The 15,430-nt window shown below is 57.5% G+C and carries 13 protein-coding genes and 1 pseudogene; 6 read left to right on the top strand and 8 right to left on the bottom strand.

Annotation, left to right across the window (positions count from 1 at the left end):
• The first annotated feature begins 262 nt into the window (after nucleotides 1–262).
• On the top strand, nucleotides 263–538 hold the full coding sequence (locus tag M0746_RS06640; RefSeq protein ID WP_160769755.1) for a pyocin activator PrtN family protein: 276 nt from the start codon (nucleotides 263–265) through the stop codon (nucleotides 536–538).
• On the opposite strand, the gene M0746_RS06635 is transcribed toward M0746_RS06640, so the two are convergent.
• Complete coding sequence (locus M0746_RS06635; protein WP_258448560.1) at nucleotides 513–1,664, bottom strand: site-specific integrase; 1,152 nt, start codon at nucleotides 1,662–1,664, stop codon at nucleotides 513–515. The two genes, M0746_RS06640 and M0746_RS06635, sit on opposite strands and share 26 nt — an antisense overlap.
• 103 nt (nucleotides 1,665–1,767) lie before the next feature.
• Here M0746_RS06635 and dusA point away from each other — a divergent pair, with 103 nt between their 5' ends.
• Nucleotides 1,768–2,778, top strand: a complete 1,011-nt coding sequence (gene dusA / locus M0746_RS06630; RefSeq protein WP_258451445.1) for a tRNA dihydrouridine(20/20a) synthase DusA — start codon at nucleotides 1,768–1,770, stop codon at nucleotides 2,776–2,778.
• 49 nt (nucleotides 2,779–2,827) lie between these two features.
• Here the strand turns inward: dusA and M0746_RS06625 are convergent, their stop codons facing one another.
• Nucleotides 2,828–3,661 (bottom strand): undecaprenyl-diphosphate phosphatase, encoded by an 834-nt coding sequence (locus tag M0746_RS06625; RefSeq protein ID WP_258448559.1) that lies wholly within the window; start codon nucleotides 3,659–3,661, stop codon nucleotides 2,828–2,830.
• A 508-nt stretch (nucleotides 3,662–4,169) separates the two neighbouring features.
• Between M0746_RS06625 and M0746_RS06620 the strand changes: the two genes are divergently transcribed.
• The 3 genes from M0746_RS06620 to M0746_RS06610 all read left to right on the top strand — a co-directional run bounded on the left by M0746_RS06620 (nucleotide 4,170) and on the right by M0746_RS06610 (nucleotide 7,623).
• Entirely contained in the window at nucleotides 4,170–4,907 is a 738-nt protein-coding gene (locus M0746_RS06620) for a winged helix family transcriptional regulator (RefSeq protein ID WP_208940433.1), read from the top strand.
• A 278-nt stretch (nucleotides 4,908–5,185) separates the two neighbouring features.
• A complete protein-coding gene (locus tag M0746_RS06615; RefSeq protein ID WP_258448558.1) occupies nucleotides 5,186–5,845 on the top strand; it encodes a winged helix-turn-helix domain-containing protein in 660 nt (219 codons plus the stop codon).
• Between the two features lie 383 nt (nucleotides 5,846–6,228).
• Nucleotides 6,229–7,623, top strand: coding sequence for an undecaprenyl-phosphate glucose phosphotransferase (locus tag M0746_RS06610; RefSeq protein ID WP_208940431.1), 1,395 nt, complete (start codon nucleotides 6,229–6,231; stop codon nucleotides 7,621–7,623).
• 345 nt (nucleotides 7,624–7,968) lie between these two features.
• Here M0746_RS06610 and M0746_RS06605 read toward each other — a convergent pair.
• The 6 genes and pseudogenes from M0746_RS06605 to galE all read right to left on the bottom strand — a co-directional run bounded on the left by M0746_RS06605 (nucleotide 7,969) and on the right by galE (nucleotide 14,168).
• A pseudogene (locus tag M0746_RS06605) lies at nucleotides 7,969–10,046 on the bottom strand (YjbH domain-containing protein).
• On the bottom strand, nucleotides 10,043–10,804 hold the full coding sequence (locus M0746_RS06600; RefSeq protein ID WP_258448557.1) for a capsule biosynthesis GfcC family protein: 762 nt from the start codon (nucleotides 10,802–10,804) through the stop codon (nucleotides 10,043–10,045). The pseudogene M0746_RS06605 and the gene M0746_RS06600 overlap by 4 nt, the downstream one beginning before the upstream one ends.
• A complete protein-coding gene (locus M0746_RS06595) occupies nucleotides 10,801–11,466 on the bottom strand; it encodes a YjbF family lipoprotein (RefSeq protein WP_090284669.1) in 666 nt (221 codons plus the stop codon). The genes M0746_RS06600 and M0746_RS06595 overlap by 4 nt, the downstream gene beginning before the upstream one ends.
• Before the next feature lie 11 nt (nucleotides 11,467–11,477).
• Nucleotides 11,478–12,539, bottom strand: a complete 1,062-nt coding sequence (locus M0746_RS06590; RefSeq protein ID WP_093099929.1) for a polysaccharide biosynthesis/export family protein — start codon at nucleotides 12,537–12,539, stop codon at nucleotides 11,478–11,480.
• 144 nt (nucleotides 12,540–12,683) lie between these two features.
• Complete coding sequence (locus M0746_RS06585; protein WP_016775457.1) at nucleotides 12,684–12,920, bottom strand: hypothetical protein; 237 nt, start codon at nucleotides 12,918–12,920, stop codon at nucleotides 12,684–12,686.
• 231 nt (nucleotides 12,921–13,151) lie between these two features.
• Nucleotides 13,152–14,168: a UDP-glucose 4-epimerase GalE gene (galE, locus tag M0746_RS06580; RefSeq protein ID WP_258448556.1), complete on the bottom strand. Its 1,017-nt coding sequence runs from the start codon at nucleotides 14,166–14,168 to the stop codon at nucleotides 13,152–13,154.
• 386 nt (nucleotides 14,169–14,554) lie between these two features.
• Between galE and galU the strand changes: the two genes are divergently transcribed.
• Nucleotides 14,555–15,388 (top strand): UTP--glucose-1-phosphate uridylyltransferase GalU, encoded by an 834-nt coding sequence (gene galU / locus M0746_RS06575; protein WP_203418767.1) that lies wholly within the window; start codon nucleotides 14,555–14,557, stop codon nucleotides 15,386–15,388.
• The last annotated feature ends 42 nt before the right edge of the window (nucleotides 15,389–15,430 follow it).

Here is a 15,430-nt window from a genome sequence, read left to right as displayed (position 1 = left end):
ATGACGGTTTTCCTGTTGCTGTACCTATGCGCGGATGCGTCTCGGACGGATTGCCAAGTGTTTCCAGCGCAACACTGGATTGGCGATACGGCATATGAACAGTGCCTCGAGGCTGTTCCTGGACTCACCAAAGCCCTGACTGCAACCAACCGTCAACGGCACAGATTCGTCTGCGAGATCCAGACGGAGGTCGCGAAGCCGGCGGAAGAAATAGCCCGGCCGAGGTTCATTCACCAATCGTTTCGGATGTGAGGGCAGCATCATGAACACAGCATTTATTTTGATGGCCCAGTACGACGGCCAGGCAATAATTCCGCTTGATCGGGTGTGCCGGGACTACTTCACGCATCTGACGCCCGACATGTTCCAGCGCAAGGTGTTGAGTGGTCAGATCAAAATCCCGATCACCCGGCTGGAGCCGAGCCAGAAGTCCGCCAAGGGCATTCACATCGGCGACCTGGCGGCTTACCTCGACCTTCAACGCGCCGCCGCTGTGAAAGAAAACAACCAGCTCAACGGCTTAAAACCCGCCTTTTGAGCCACTTCATTGATGCGGCGCCCAGTTGGACGGGCGCCCTCAATATCTTTTCGTGCCACTCCCACCCTACATACCGATCACCCTTACCGCGCAGGTGGGTGTAGCGTCGCAGCGAATTCCAGTCTCTGTGCCCCGACACGCTCGCCACGCGCGGAATGTCCCAGTCCATTTCAAACAACCGGCTGACACCTTCATGCCGAAGGTCGTGAAAGTGCAGGTCAACGACTTCAAGAAACTTGCAGGCCTTCGCCCAGGACGTGGAAATAGACTCAGGGCTGTACGGGAAAATGTCTTCGCCGGCCTTCGGCATCGTTTGGAGGATCTGCCACGCTTCATCAGGCAAGTAACACCAGACGTCGTTGCCGATCTTCTGGCCGGGGTTCTTCATGTCCCGAACCAGGACTCGCTGGCCAGCCTCGTCGACGTCCGCCCAGCGAATGCGCGTAATCTCATCGAGACGGCGGGTTGAGAACAACGCGAAGCCGACGACCTTCAGCATGTTGGTGACACTTGGCCGCCGGGCCTGCATATCCTCGTAGTGCGTCAGGATCTTACCCAACTCATCCAATGTCGGACGGCGGTCCCGCTCGCGGCTCTTGAGGTTGTAGCCGAGCTTGCGCAGCACTCGCCGGGCGCCACCCATGGCCAGCGGATCGACCTGATAGCCCCATGCGTCCCGAGCGATAGAAAGCACAGCGCCGAGGTGCGCGAGGTCGTTGCCGGCGGTTTGCGGCAGGACGCCTCCACCTTCGCTACTCATTCGCCAAAGGGCGAAGTCCACCAGGCACTGCGTATTGATGTCGGTGTCATTGAGCTTGCCGAAGTAGCTGGCGCCGATGGCCGTCAGCGTGGCCTTCTTGGTTTTGCCCAGCGGCCGCGCCTTTTCAACTTCGCGCAGGTACTGGTCGATCATTTCTTTAGCGGTGGCGCCTTTGCGGCTTGCCCGCTCGATCGCACCTGGTTCATCCAACTCCGATTGACGCTTGCGCGCCCACGCCTGGGCGGCCTGTTTCCGGGCGAAGGTCTGGCTCTCTTGGTAGACTTGCACCCCATCACGCTTGAGTCGGATCTGAGCGGTGTAGCTCACAGACCCATCCGCCAGTTTTCTTGCCCTGATAGCTGCCATATCGAAAGTGGTACGCGTCGGTTTTGAAGTGGTACATCGTACCACCGAGACCTGAAAAACGCCTGAAAACGCCCAAAAACACGCCGAATACACGTTGAGTAAAATGGTACAGAATCAGAGCTTTAGCCCAGTAATACCAAGGCCTACGCTGTCTCGGCGGTTTAGTGTCGCCCCCATGATGGATTGGACGGACCGCCATTGTCGTTTCTTCCTACGCCTGCTGTCGAAGAACGCCCTGCTCTACACCGAAATGGTCACCACCGGTGCGCTCCTCAACGGCGATCACGAACGCTTCCTCCGTCACAACGAAGCCGAGCACCCTCTTGCGCTGCAGTTGGGCGGTAGCGTTCCGTTGGACTTGGCCGCCTGCGCCCGCATGGCCCAGGAGCACGGTTACGACGAGGTAAACCTAAACGTCGGCTGCCCGAGCGATCGCGTACAAAACAACATGATCGGCGCGTGCCTGATGGGCCATCCGCAACTGGTGGCGGATTGTGTTAAGGCGATGCGTGATGCGGTGTCGATTCCGGTGACGGTGAAGCATCGCATCGGCATCAACGGTCGGGACAGTTATGCGGAGCTGTGTGATTTCGTCGGCACGGTGCGCGATGCCGGGTGTACCAGTTTTACCGTGCATGCGCGGATTGCGATTCTCGAGGGGTTGTCGCCGAAGGAGAATCGCGACATTCCGCCGTTGCGCTATGACGTGGCGGCGCAGCTGAAGGCGGATTTTCCGGAGCTGGAGATTGTGCTGAACGGCGGGATCAAGACGCTGGAGGCCTGCCATGAGCATCTGCAGACGTTTGACGGTGTGATGCTCGGGCGTGAGGCTTATCACAATCCGTATTTGCTGGCGCAGGTGGATCAGCAGTTGTTTGGCAGTTCGGCGCCGGTGATCAGTCGGGCTGAGGCGTTGGCGCAGTTGCGTCCTTATATTGCCGAGCATTTGCTGGCCGGTGGTTCGATGCATCACATCACGCGGCATGTGCTGGGCCTGGGCACGGGTTTTCCGGGGGCGCGCAAGTTTCGTCAGTTGCTTTCGGTGGATATTCACAAGGCCAAGGATCCGCTGGCATTGCTGGATCAGGCGGCTGAGTTGCTTGAAGGGCGTTGATGCCCTTCCCATCACTTTAGCCAGGCGGTAGAACCGCCTGGCTTTTTCTTCAGGCTGCCGCAGCAGCGGTCCAGTTCACCCAGCCAAACACCCACGTCGCCAGAATCAACAACCCAAAACCGATCCGATACCAGGCGAACGCGGCGTAGCTGTGGTTAGCAATAAACTTCAGCAAACCGCGCACGGCGATCATGGCGAAGATGAACGCGGTGACGAAGCCGAGGGCGAAGACTGGCAGGTCGTTGGGCTGGAACAGCTCGCGGTATTTGTAGCCGGAGTACACGGCGGCGCCGACCATGGTGGGCATGGCGAGGAAGAACGAGAACTCGGTGGCGGCTTTGCGCGACAGGCCGAACAGCAGGCCGCCGATGATCGTTGAGCCGGAGCGCGAGGTGCCGGGGATCATCGCCAGGCATTGTACGAAACCTATTTTCAGCGCGTCGGACCAGCGCATGTCGTCGACGTGTTCGACGCTGATCACATGGCTGCGTTGTTCGGCCCACAGCATCACGATGCCACCGACGACCAGTGCCACGGCGACGGTGATCGGGTTGAACAGGTATTCATGAATGGCGTCGGCGAACAGCACGCCCAGGACAACGGCCGGCAAAAACGCGATCAACAAGTTGAGGGTGAAGCGTTGTGCATTGCGCTCGGTGGGGAGGCCTTTGACGATGTCGAAGATCTTCGGCCGAAACTCCCAGACCACGGCGAGGATGGCGCCCAGTTGAATAATGATGTTGAACGCCATTGCGCGCTCACCGCCGAACTCCAGCAAGTCGGCGACGATGATCTGGTGGCCGGTGCTTGAAATCGGCAGGAACTCGGTCAGGCCTTCTACCGCGCCTAATATCAACACCTGGAAAAAAGTCCAGAAATCCATTAATCCTCCATCAGAGCGCTCTTTGAGAGCGACCGGTCAACTGCACTCAGGAATTGAGTATCGGAAATAAAGATTGGCACGCCATTACCCATTGCCTGACGCGGCGCCGGCAGAATATGTCTTATCAAAAGCCACACTCAAGTCATGTTAGTAATCGTCGGCCGACGAACTACTCAAGAATAAATTTAGTGCTGGAGTGGAAAAAAGTTGGTGCGCACAATAAAGTGTGATCCAGCGCACAGTCTATTGGATGGCAATACAGTGGCAAAGCGACATAAATAAAGCTGTCGCAATACGCTCAAAATAGTGGCACCATTGCATATCGCCATCATCTAAGCCGTAGTTCACTCTCTCGAGAAAATCAACTAAAAGCCTGAAAAGCTTACTTATTGTTAGAAATCTCGCGAGGCACGTCTAAAATCCGCGCAAATGTTACCAATTGTCAGTCACAGATGAGAACCGGTGCTTTAACATCCCGATGTCAGCACCTAATTCGAGTCAATGCACGATGCTCTCAGCGAACTTGGCGACTAGAAGCCCGCGCCCGACAAATGACGAACCCGGTGTTCTTACTCTGGGGCGTACCCGTGGCGTGGCCGAACATTTTAGAACGCTAATCGCCCAGCATGTCCGCAGCGATATGGCGCTTGAAGCCAGTGCCTACGCTAGTTCATATAACTTTAATGAACATGTGGGATCGTACCGGGCAATATTCCTGATTATCGATAGCCCACAGGCTCTCGAGGACAATCTTGCGCTTGTGGAAAATCTACGCAGCGATAACTTGAAGCCAATTATTTGCGCGGTTATCACCGGTCGCGGCGCCTTCAACAAGATCAAGTACTATCTGGCGGGTGCTGATATTTGTATCAAACTCAACACGCTTTCCGACGACGGTACCGAGTTACTGGCGGAGTTCTTTGCCAGTGAAGAATGGCAGCGCAACATCAGTCTTACGCTTGATCCGACGCGCATTTGCCTGATGGACAAGAGCAAGAAACTCGATATTTCGTTTGCCGAGATGAAGATTCTCGAAGCCTTTGCGCAAACCGGCAATCACATCCTGAGCCATGATGAAATCGCCGGCATCATGGGCCTCAATACCAATTTCTACGACCCTCGGGCGCTGGAAAAATCAATCAGTCGCTTGCGTGGAAAAATCAAGGACATGTATGGTACAAACGCGATTCAGAGCATTCGCGGCTACGGCTATCGCCTGCTGCGGGGTCTGATATCGACTGCCTGAGTCTCGGGCAGCCAATCCCTTTTGCAACGTACGAAGGATCGTCCAATGCAGCCATACAGCTCCTTTTCTGCTCCGCTTCTGTTTGAAATCAAGCAATTGAATGAGCGCGTCAACACGACCCATAACAATAAAACTCCATAACATAGCAGCAGTTCGAGTGGAATTTATCGAGGGCCAATCTTGGGCCCAGACCCTGCCTATCGATTACTTCCGAGGAAGCTATTGCTCGCCTGCCGATTTTCTTTTAGCCAATTTTGGTATGTATTCAGGAGAGAGACATGGAAACCAGTACAACCCTCCCAAGGAAATATTTTGTTGTCGTGACTCACAGTACAACGTCGCAACGTGAACTGGAGAGCATCCTTTCCAGCGAACGTTTCAACTCGTTTGGCACGTCGCAGGCACAAATGTTTGTTGAAGGTGTTGCTTCGCCCTCCTCCGCGCCAATGGTGATGGAGTTCACATATCCGCACATCAGTCGAAAAAATGTCGCGCGCAGTATCGAGCATGATACTCAGCGAATTCTGGCCACACTTGAATCGGAATGGCTGGCCGCGCAATCGGCAAATACGTTCCAGCACAACTCTGTCATTACCGGCGATATCAGCAACATGCCCCCTGCCGTTCAAAGTGATATGCCGGATAGCGCAACCTGGCATCTTGACCCGGATCAAGGCGCGCTGATCAAAGAAGACATAGAGATCAGTCTGACCGGGCTGGAAACTGCACTGGTGCGCAAAATGCTCAGCCATGAAGAGCGTGTTGTCAGTCGTGATGACTTGATCATCAGCATCGGTCGCGAACCGGAACAATACCGTGGCCTGGAAATGTGCCTGAGTCGCCTGCAAGACAAATTCAAAAGCGCCAGCAACGGTGAGCGTTTGTTTCGCGCGGTAAGAAATCGCGGTTATTGCCTTATCCAGGACATCGTCGCGTAAATAACGCCGACTTCCTCCCATAAAACAAACAGAACAAGTGCGATTACAAAAACAACAAGAGCACTCTGTTTGGCTTTATCCCTCCTTGAGTTGTATCTTCCCTGCCTCCAACAGTACCAAATACCCCACCGCACTTTCACCCCCTGCTCTGCGACCTTTTCTAACAGGCGACTATTTAATTATTAAAATAGTTGGCACTGTGCCATCTTGTTAGAACTCGTCAGACACCATTCCCGGCAATAACTTAGTCTATTGACTGACGACAGTTCGGCATATCGATGTTGTTACCTCAGGACACTCGCTACAACAAAAACAATAAGTCTGCATAACAACTCGGATTTCAACTGTTGAAACCTGAATGGACGTCTTTTGGGGATATTCGTATGGATCTTTCTCTCAGTATCAATCGAAACACGGGCCTCAAGGGACTGACCTTTTGGGGCCAATGGGCACTCGCTCAAGCGTTCGTGGTCACGCTGCTGTTTATCCTGGCCGAGCAGCACACCGGTACGGTCGCGTTCTATTACCGAATGTGCGCAACGCTGGCCGTGCTGGCCTCGGTTCCGGCCTACACGTTCACCGGTGTCTATCGCAAACGCGACAACTACCTGACCGGCCTGGGCCGGCTGTTCATGGGCTGGTCGATGACCATGGCGGCGCTGGCGTGCATTGCGTTCGTCTGCCAGGCCGATGAGCTGTTTTCGCGTCAGGTGATTCTGAGCTGGGCGGTGTATGGTTTCCTCGGTCAGGCTTTTCTCTACGCACCGTTGCATGCGTTTTCCAAGTACTACCAACGCTCGCGTAAAAGCGAACACAAGACGTTGATCGTCGGCACCGGTGAACTGGCGCTGGGTCTGGCGAAAAAGCTCAGCCTGTTGGAAAACCTGCCGCTGGTGGGGCTGGTCAGCAACGGCGATGTGACCACATTGGGCTCTGATGCCCCGCGCGTCGTCGGCGCACAGGAACAGCTGCTCGACCTGATCGCCGCCCATGACATTCGCCGCTTGTACATCACCCTGCCGCTGTGCGAAGCGGCGAAGATCGAGGCGATGTACGTCGATCTGCTGGGTGCCAACGTCGATGTGGTGTGGGTGCCGGATCTGAACAGCCTGACGCTGCTCAACCACTCGGTGAAAGTCGTGGACGGTCTGCCGGCGATCTACCTGAACGAAAGCCCGCTGACCAGCCGCCCGACCGCCGCACTGAGCAAGAGTCTGGTGGAGAAGGCAGTGGCGTTTCTGGCGATCATCGCGCTGAGTCCGATCCTGCTGATTATCGCGCTGGCGGTGAAGCTCAATTCCCCGGGTCCGGTGTTTTTCAAGCAGGACCGCCATGGCTGGAACGGCAAGGTGATCAAGGTCTGGAAATTCCGCTCGATGCGTGTTCACGATGACCGTGATGTGAAGCAGGCCAGCCGCAACGACTCGCGCATTACCGCTGTCGGCCGCTTTATCCGTCGCACCTCGCTGGATGAGTTGCCGCAACTGTTCAACGTCCTGCAAGGGCACATGGCCCTGGTCGGCCCACGCCCGCATGCGGTCGCGCACAACAACTATTACTCGGGGAAAATCCTCGCGTACATGGCGCGCCACCGAATCAAACCGGGCATCACCGGCCTCGCCCAGATCAGCGGTTGCCGTGGTGAGACCGACACCATCGACAAGATGCAGAAGCGTGTGGAGATTGACCTGCAGTACATCAACAGCTGGTCGTTGTGGCTGGATCTGAAGATTCTGGTGAAGACACCGTTTACGTTGCTGTCGAAGGACATTTACTGAGGTTCAGGGTTGTACATGCAAGGGGACGAAAGTCCCCTTTTTTGTGGGCGGGATTTGAGGGTGGCTTGGGACTGTGGCCTGACGAATAACCCGTGTAGGAGTGAGCCTGCTCGCGATGGCGGTGTGTCAGGCAACATGAATGTGACTGGACTGACGCTATCGCGAGCAGGCTCACTCCTACAGGGATTTGGGGTGAGTCGGGACATGTGGCTTGGCAAATAACCAATGTAGGAGCGAGCCTGCTCGCGGTGGCGGTGTGTCAGGCAACATGAATGTGACTGGACTGACGCTATCGCGAGCAGGCTCATTCCTACAGGGGATCTGTGTTGTAGCGGGGATCAGCGTCTACTCGGTTATCTTTTCGAAATTGCGATAGAACATATCGCCTTCCCGGCTATCGGTCATCGAATGCAATTGATAGCTGCGATTGAGCCTCGCGCCGCCGTCTCGGGTCAGGGGGCCCAGACCAGGTTGGCGCGGCGCATGGTCGACATGCTCATCATTTCGTCGAACGGGATCGACAGGTACAGGCCCTTGTCGAAGCTACCTTCGCCATATTCGGCGCTGCTGGCGGTGGTGATCGTCGCCCAGGCGCCGACGCGTACGCCGTTGAAAAACTCCCGCGAGATATCCACCGTCGTGCCCCAGTCCCCAGCCAGATAGCGACCGACACTGACCGCCGCCAGCGTGTCGAACGGCAGGTCGGTGTAGCCGGTGATGTGCCCGGTCACCACCGAGTAATCGCGCAAGGCAAAACCCTGATCGAAATCGCGTTGACGCACCCAGTTCAGGTCCGCGCCCAGCGACCAGCGCTCGCCCGTCGGGCGGAACAGCACCTCGGCGCCAACGCCGGCAAACATCGACTCCAGATAACCACCGTAAACCATGCCATACAGGTCTTTATCCAGTTGCTCGGCATGGCTGACCTGAAACAGCGGCATGGTCGTGTTGGACGTGGTCAGGTACTGACGCAGATCGGTTCGCACACGAGGCAATCCACTTGGCGCGTCGTAGCTGAATTTATCGAAGTTGTTCGCCAGGTTGGCGCTGAGCAAGCCGCTCCACCAGGTGTTGCGGTTGAAGCGATATTCGGCGTCGGCATCGGCGCTGAATTGATAGAGCAAGCCATCCGGGCCACCGACGTTCTGCTTGAAGCCCAGACCCACGCCATAGCTGAAATGCTGCGGCGCCTCGGTGTAGAGGGTCGTCTCGTTGTGCGGCATCGCCGGGTTGATTTCGGTGGTGCGGTGCAGCGACTCCAGCGGTTCCTCGTTGTTGATCACTTCGCGGAAGGTCTGGCGCGGCAGGCTGGTTTCTTCCAGCGGCAAGTCATAGCGCTTGTTGACCACGGTGAACCAGTCGATGTCGTCGTTGACGCTGTTATCGAGAATCCGGCTCGCCCGCCCAACGGCTTTGGACGAATGGAAATACCGCTGCTGCTCGCCGTAGACGATCAGCTCGGAATCACGCTGGGCGATGCGCTCGACCTTGTAGCCGGCGTTCTGCTGCAAGCGCCTCGATACGTCGGCCCAATTGACCTGCTCCATCGTCGCGGTCGGGGCTTTCGCCGGCAGCGGTTCCGGGGTCGGGTCGTAGGTTTTCGCCGGGGCTTTGCGGCTGACGAAATTGGTGTGAAAGGTCACGCCGAACATCGCTGTGTTGCCGCGTTCCCACGCCGCGCTGACGTCGATCGAGTCGGTGACTTTGAATACTGCGCCGAGGTTGATCGGCGAGTCCTGCTTGATCTCGTTGTCCTTCGGTTCGTTTTTGTAATCGTTGCCTTCGAACTCGAGCTTCAGACTGAGGCGATCCCACGGTGTCTGATAGCTCACGCCACCGAACAACGAAGGCCGGCCACGAAAGTACGAGCCCGAGTTGACGTCACCGGTGCCTTCTAGCGCAGGCCGGGTATCGAAGCGACTGCTGACGTATCCCAGCGGGTTGTCAAAGTCGCCGCGATTGCCGATATAGCCCCAAGCGATGCCGGCGCTGAAATCGAAATTGTCGAAGCGTTTGTTGGCGACGAAAAATTCACTGGAGAACAAACCGGTACCACCGATATCCCGGAAGCCCAGCGCCACTTCCGGCGCCCAATGGCTTTCCTGCCACAGCCGGACTTTGGCGTCGACCGCCTTGTCCTTATAGCTTTGGCTGCCACTCAGGGCCTCCGAGCCGTACGGCCGGTTGGTGATCGCGGTGTAGCGAAACGAGCCCTCGAGCCAGTCCAGCGGTTGCAACGACACGCTGTAGCGGCTGTACGGATCGGTGCGGTTGGCGTTGACGCTCAACTCCCCCGCCGGGGCCATGCGCGCGGTCGGCGTCTGCCACAGGCCGGTGCCACCGAAGTCATTCTGGGTAATGCGCGGCTCGGCGTGCGCCAGACCGCAGGGCAATAACAACACAGCTGCAAAACGTAACTTCAACGAACCACCTCGGCCAGCTGCGTGGCAATGAATTCGGCCAACTGCTGATTCAGTTCAGGAAGAGGCGGATCAAGATCATCATTTTTCAGCGGCACCAGAATCTTGCTGCCGGCCACCGGGAATTGCCCGGACTCGCGATTCCAGTGAGCAATGCCCACGCGTCGCGACACGCCGTTGGGCTGGATCAGCCACAGATAATCGGCTTCGGCATCGTCGAGAATCGAACAGCCCTGCAGGTACTCACGCGCCTCCTGCAACGGCTGATACGGCAAGTGGCACGGCGCGGCGACGGCGCCCAGCACTTGCACTTCATCGACCCTTTTCGGATAGACCAGACGATCGCCATCCTCGAGACGAATGTTGCGCGCGAAACCGGTTTCCACCGCGACCGGGTCGAGATCGGCGATCTGCCGACCGGTCACCGGCATCTGCCGCACGTCTTCAGCGACACGCTGCGCCAGCGCCACACGGCTCGGTTTGTCGAACAGCACGGCCATGCGCTGCAGCACCTCGAGATCGAACAGCACACCGACCTTGAGCCGCGTTTGCTGTTCGATCAGCGACTGGCGCAGCAAGCCGCCGGCGAGCCAGTAACCTTCGGCGTTCGGCACGGCCTCGCTGATCACATCGAGCAAGCGCCCGCCGGGTGGCAGCGGGATCGGCCCGGGATTGGCGACATCGCCCGATACGGTGACAGCAGCCTGGCTGACACCGGTCATCAGGATCAGACCCGCGGACCACAATCTCAGGCCCTTCACGGCAGGTGCCTGCGAGCAGGCGTCAACTGCACGACCTTCACGCGCAACTGCGTCGTCAGTTGCTGCTCGCTCTGCAGAATGAAACCGTCGCGCGGATCGACCCAATAATGATTGGTCGCGCGCAAGCCGATGGCCGGCGCGTCAATCTGCTCATCGACCCGCAGCACGGCGTATTCCTTGTCGAGTATATTCAGGGTAGTGTCCGAGCGGCGGCTGAAGCGGCTGTTGACGATCACCCCGACTTCCTGACCCTTGTACAGATCAATCCAGCGACGCGTGGTGAAGCCGTCGGCGACGTGATGCAGGCCGCGCTTGAACGGCGAGTCATCGGCCAGACGCGTGCCGTCCAGATCGCCTTCCAGGCCCAGGCCAATGCTGCGCACGGCAAGGCCATCGCGCAGCAGCAGGACTTGCTTGCCGGAGGCGACCCAGAACTGCAGGTCTTCGCGCTCGCGCATCAGCGCCAGCACGCCGGAGCCGGACGGCGTGGTCAGCTTCAGTTGCGGGTAATTGACCGCGGCCACTTCCGCGGCCGTCACGTCCACTTCGTCCGGGCCGACCACTGCGGCTTTGAGGTTGTTCAGCGACGCGCTCATCAGCGGATTACAGCCACTGAGCAACACCGCCGCGCACAGGCAGACGCCAACTTTCAACGTATTCACAGTCGGCGACCTTATTTGCTGTTGTTACTGTATTCGCTCCAGTTCTTCGCCGCGGAAGCCCCGGTGCCGACAATCGATGCCGACGGCACCAACTGACTGATGAAGCGGTTCCAGCGCGTGACGTTGGCCGGGCCAACGTAGACCACGTCCTGCGGGCGCACCTGAAAGTGCGAGGCCAGCGCCATGGCGGTCGGCGATTCGGCTTCCAGCTGATAGATCTTCGCCGGCTCGACATCGAGGTTTTCCACGCCACGAATGACGTACACCGCGTTACCGTTGGAGCTGGTCTGGCTCAAGCCGCCGACCGAGCCGAGCACGTCGGAGAGGTTCATCGTCGCCGTCTTGAAGCTCAACGCGCGCGGCTGGTTGACCTCACCCATCACGTAGATGCGCTTGTTGTCGTTGTACGGCAGATACAACTGGTCGCCGCCCTTGAGGAAGACGTTCTGCAACTCGGAATCCTGTTGATTGAGCGCGTCGAGATTGAGCGGATACGTGCGCCCGTTGCGCGTCAGCAACAGCCCGGACAGATCGGCGTTGTTGGTGTCGATACCGGCCGAGCCGAGGGCTTCGACCACACTCAGCGGGTTGGTGGAAATCGCTTGCGGGCCAGCCTTGGTGACCGCGCCGGTAACCACGACTTTCTGGCTGGCAAAACGCAGCACGGCGACGTCAACCTGTGGCTCGGCAATGAACGCCGACAGGCGCTGCTCGATGTCCGCGCGCAGTTGCTGGATGGTGCGGCCGGCGGCCTGCACTTCCTTGATGAACGGGTAATACAGCGTGCCGTCGGAACGCACCAGACGGCCGTTGGCATCGATCTGTTGCTGCGCGCCGGACGGGGCCGTCAGCTCCGGGTGATCCCACACGGTGATGTACAGCACGTCGTTGTTGCCGATGCGGTACTCGGCGGGGGTCGCCAACAACTCCGCCGGCAGCGACTCGTGCTTTTGCGTCGCGCGGTTCATGGCGATCAGCTTCGGCGTGATCGGAATCAGCTCGACCCGGCTGCTTTCACTCGCGCCCTGGCGGGTGATGTCGCTGGTGCTGAGGTATTGACCGGGGGAAAACATGCAACCTTGCAAAGCGAGACTTGCCAACATTAAAAGATAAACACTACGAGTCATAATGGCACTACGCTATTCAAGGGCGAATCCAAAAACAAAGTCACCCGACTTGCGTCGGGCGACCCTGTACTGCACTAACAGAACTTCCTGTTAGTTATGCGTGCCGGTTGTACCGGTGGTACCCGTCGTACCGGTGGTACCGCCGTTGGCACTGCCACCGCTGTTGGACGCCGCTACAGCACTGGCAACCATTGCAGTACTCGCTGCGGGCGCTTGAGAAGCCGCCACACTGCCACCTACATTGGTTACCGCTGTCAACGGCGCTTCAGCGGCGGCAGCCCAGTTGCTCAACATCGTCAACAGGGCAACTGCCATCACTTTTTTCATATCAACTCCTTTCTAACATTCGACCTGTTAAAAAACCGGCCTGTGTTAGCGGTGGTAGAGTTCAAGTCCGCAAAAAGCGCGAACAAGATCCGTTGTTCTTTCACAGTCAAACGCAACTGATAAAAGTCGAACGGCAGGCTTATATCTACGGACTTGCAAAAGGCATTGCCAGTGTAATTTCCCGACGTTATCTAACAACCTGACTGAAAATAACATTGGACTAATTGGCCATCATCGCGAGTAGCCATTGGGATGATTGGATTGCCAGCGCCAGGTATCGGCGACCATGTCCTGCAAGTTGCGCGTGGCTTTCCAGCCAAGTTCTTTCGCCGCTTTCGAAGCATCGGCAAAACTTTCGGCAATGTCACCGGCGCGACGCGGCATCATCCGGTACGGCACCGGGCGCCCACAGGCCTGTTCGAATGCCTGCAGCACTTGCAGCACGCTGTAGCCATCGCCGGTGCCGAGGTTCCAGGTGTGAATGCCGCTGCGCTCGCCGATCGACTGCAACGCCTTCAGATGCCCGTCCGCGAGATCGACCACATGGATGTAATCACGCACCCCGGTGCCGTCGACCGTTGGGTAATCGTTGCCGAAGATCGACAACTCTTGCAGGCTGCCGACCGCGACCTGGCTGATATACGGCACCAGATTGTTGGGAATGCCGTTGGGGTCTTCGCCCATGTGGCCGCTGTGGTGCGCGCCGATCGGATTGAAGTAGCGCAGCAAGGCAATGCTCCAGCGCGGCTCGGCCCGGCTCAGATCACGCAACACGTTCTCCACGATCAGCTTCGACTGGCCGTAGGGATTGGTCGGCGTGCCGGTCGGGAAATCTTCGCTGATCGGCATCTGCTCAGGCTCGCCATACACCGTGGCCGAAGAGCTGAACACCAGCCGGAACACCCCCGCCGCCGCCATCGCCTGACACAGCGTGACGCTGCCGCCGACGTTGGTTTCGTAGTATTCGAGCGGCTTGCGCACGCTTTCGCCCACCGCTTTGAGCCCGGCGAAATGCAGCACCGCTTCGATCTGATGCTCACGGAAGATCCGGTCGAGCAACGCGCGGTCGCAGACATCGCCGCGAATCATCCAGGCACTCTTGCCGCATATCGCTTCCACGGCATGCAGTGCCGCATCGCTGCTGTTGCAAAGATTATCCAGAACCACAACTTCATAACCTGCTTCAAGCAATGCAAGTGTGGTATGCGAGCCGATATAGCCGGCGCCACCCGTTACCAGAATCTTCATAGCGCGGTCCGTCTTTTGGATAAGTGACAAGTAACGTGTCAAGCCTTGTTTATCGAACCTGTGTCACAGTCGACACAAACAAGGCGACAACAACCGAAAACAAATTCAGTTCAATGACTGGCAATAAATATTTTTGCAGGTCACACTGTATTGCCGTTACTTATTAGCACTCCCGGCGCACTCATCACTATCAACAGATACCGACTAAAAATAACTAACAAGGCACTTACCGACATCCTCTAACATTGTCGGCTTTTAGCTGCCTGATCATTGCAATGAATAACCTGACTCGGGTATTAAAGTAAGCCTTCAATCCTTATTGAAACTTGCCGCCTGCTCAGGTGTGCAACCGTCGCCTGTGTTCCATGACTGTCCAGGATACTTTTATGATTCGTAAATGTTTGTTCCCCGCTGCCGGTTATGGCACGCGTTTTCTGCCGGCCACCAAAGCCATGCCGAAAGAAATGCTGCCGATCGTCAACAAGCCGTTGATCGAATACGCCGTTGAGGAAGCGCGGGACGCCGGGCTGCAACACATGGCCATCGTCACCGGGCGCGGCAAGCGTGCGCTGGAAGACCATTTCGATATCAGCTACGAACTCGAACACCAGATTCGCGGCACTGAAAAAGAGAAATTCCTCGCCGGCACCCGCGAGCTGATCGACACCTGCACCTTCTCCTACACCCGTCAGGTGGAAATGAAAGGCCTCGGCCACGCAATTCTCAGCGGCCGCCCGTTGATTGGCGACGAGCCGTTCGCCGTGGTACTGGCCGATGACTTGTGCCTGAACCTGGAAGGCGACGGCGTGCTGTCGCAGATGATCCAGCTGTACAAGAAATTCCGTTGCTCGATCGTCGCCATCCAGGAAGTCCCGGCCGACCAGACTCACAAGTACGGGGTAATCGCCGGCGAGCTGATTTCCGAAGGCATCTACCGGGTCAACCACATGGTGGAAAAACCGGCACCGCAAGACGCGCCGTCGAACCTGGCGATCATCGGTCGCTACATCCTCACGCCGGATATTTTCGACCTGATCGCCGACACCCAACCGGGCAAGGGCGGGGAAATCCAGATCACCGACGCGCTGATGAAGCAGGCGCAGAACGGTTGCGTGCTGGCCTACAAATTCAAAGGCCTGCGCTTCGACTGTGGTGACGCCGAGGGTTACTTGCAGGCGACCAACTTCTGCTACGAAAACGTTTACCTCAAGGGCCGCTGAGACGGCTCAAGCATCGCCGATTCACTCATTATTTCAGGCAGG

It is taken from the genome of Pseudomonas sp. S11P7 (assembly GCF_023195435.1).
Taxonomy (GTDB): domain Bacteria; phylum Pseudomonadota; class Gammaproteobacteria; order Pseudomonadales; family Pseudomonadaceae; genus Aquipseudomonas; species Aquipseudomonas fluorescens_G.
Note: the sequence above shows the minus strand (reverse complement) of the source record. Positions and strands in the feature narration are given on the sequence as shown.

Bases quoted from the DNA above. Each gene is read 5' to 3' on its own strand.
- M0746_RS06640 (WP_160769755.1), top strand. From the start codon at position 263: ATGAACACAGCATTTATTTTGATGGCCCAGTACGACGGCCAGGCAATA.
- M0746_RS06635 (WP_258448560.1), bottom strand. From the start codon at position 1,664: ATGGCAGCTATCAGGGCAAGAAAACTGGCGGATGGGTCTGTGAGCTAC.
- dusA (WP_258451445.1), top strand. From the start codon at position 1,768: ATGGTACAGAATCAGAGCTTTAGCCCAGTAATACCAAGGCCTACGCTG.
- M0746_RS06625 (WP_258448559.1), bottom strand. From the start codon at position 3,661: ATGGATTTCTGGACTTTTTTCCAGGTGTTGATATTAGGCGCGGTAGAA.
- M0746_RS06620 (WP_208940433.1), top strand. From the start codon at position 4,170: ATGCTCTCAGCGAACTTGGCGACTAGAAGCCCGCGCCCGACAAATGAC.
- M0746_RS06615 (WP_258448558.1), top strand. From the start codon at position 5,186: ATGGAAACCAGTACAACCCTCCCAAGGAAATATTTTGTTGTCGTGACT.
- M0746_RS06610 (WP_208940431.1), top strand. From the start codon at position 6,229: ATGGATCTTTCTCTCAGTATCAATCGAAACACGGGCCTCAAGGGACTG.
- M0746_RS06590 (WP_093099929.1), bottom strand. From the start codon at position 12,539: ATGTTTTCCCCCGGTCAATACCTCAGCACCAGCGACATCACCCGCCAG.
- M0746_RS06585 (WP_016775457.1), bottom strand. From the start codon at position 12,920: ATGAAAAAAGTGATGGCAGTTGCCCTGTTGACGATGTTGAGCAACTGG.
- galE (WP_258448556.1), bottom strand. From the start codon at position 14,168: ATGAAGATTCTGGTAACGGGTGGCGCCGGCTATATCGGCTCGCATACC.
- galU (WP_203418767.1), top strand. From the start codon at position 14,555: ATGATTCGTAAATGTTTGTTCCCCGCTGCCGGTTATGGCACGCGTTTT.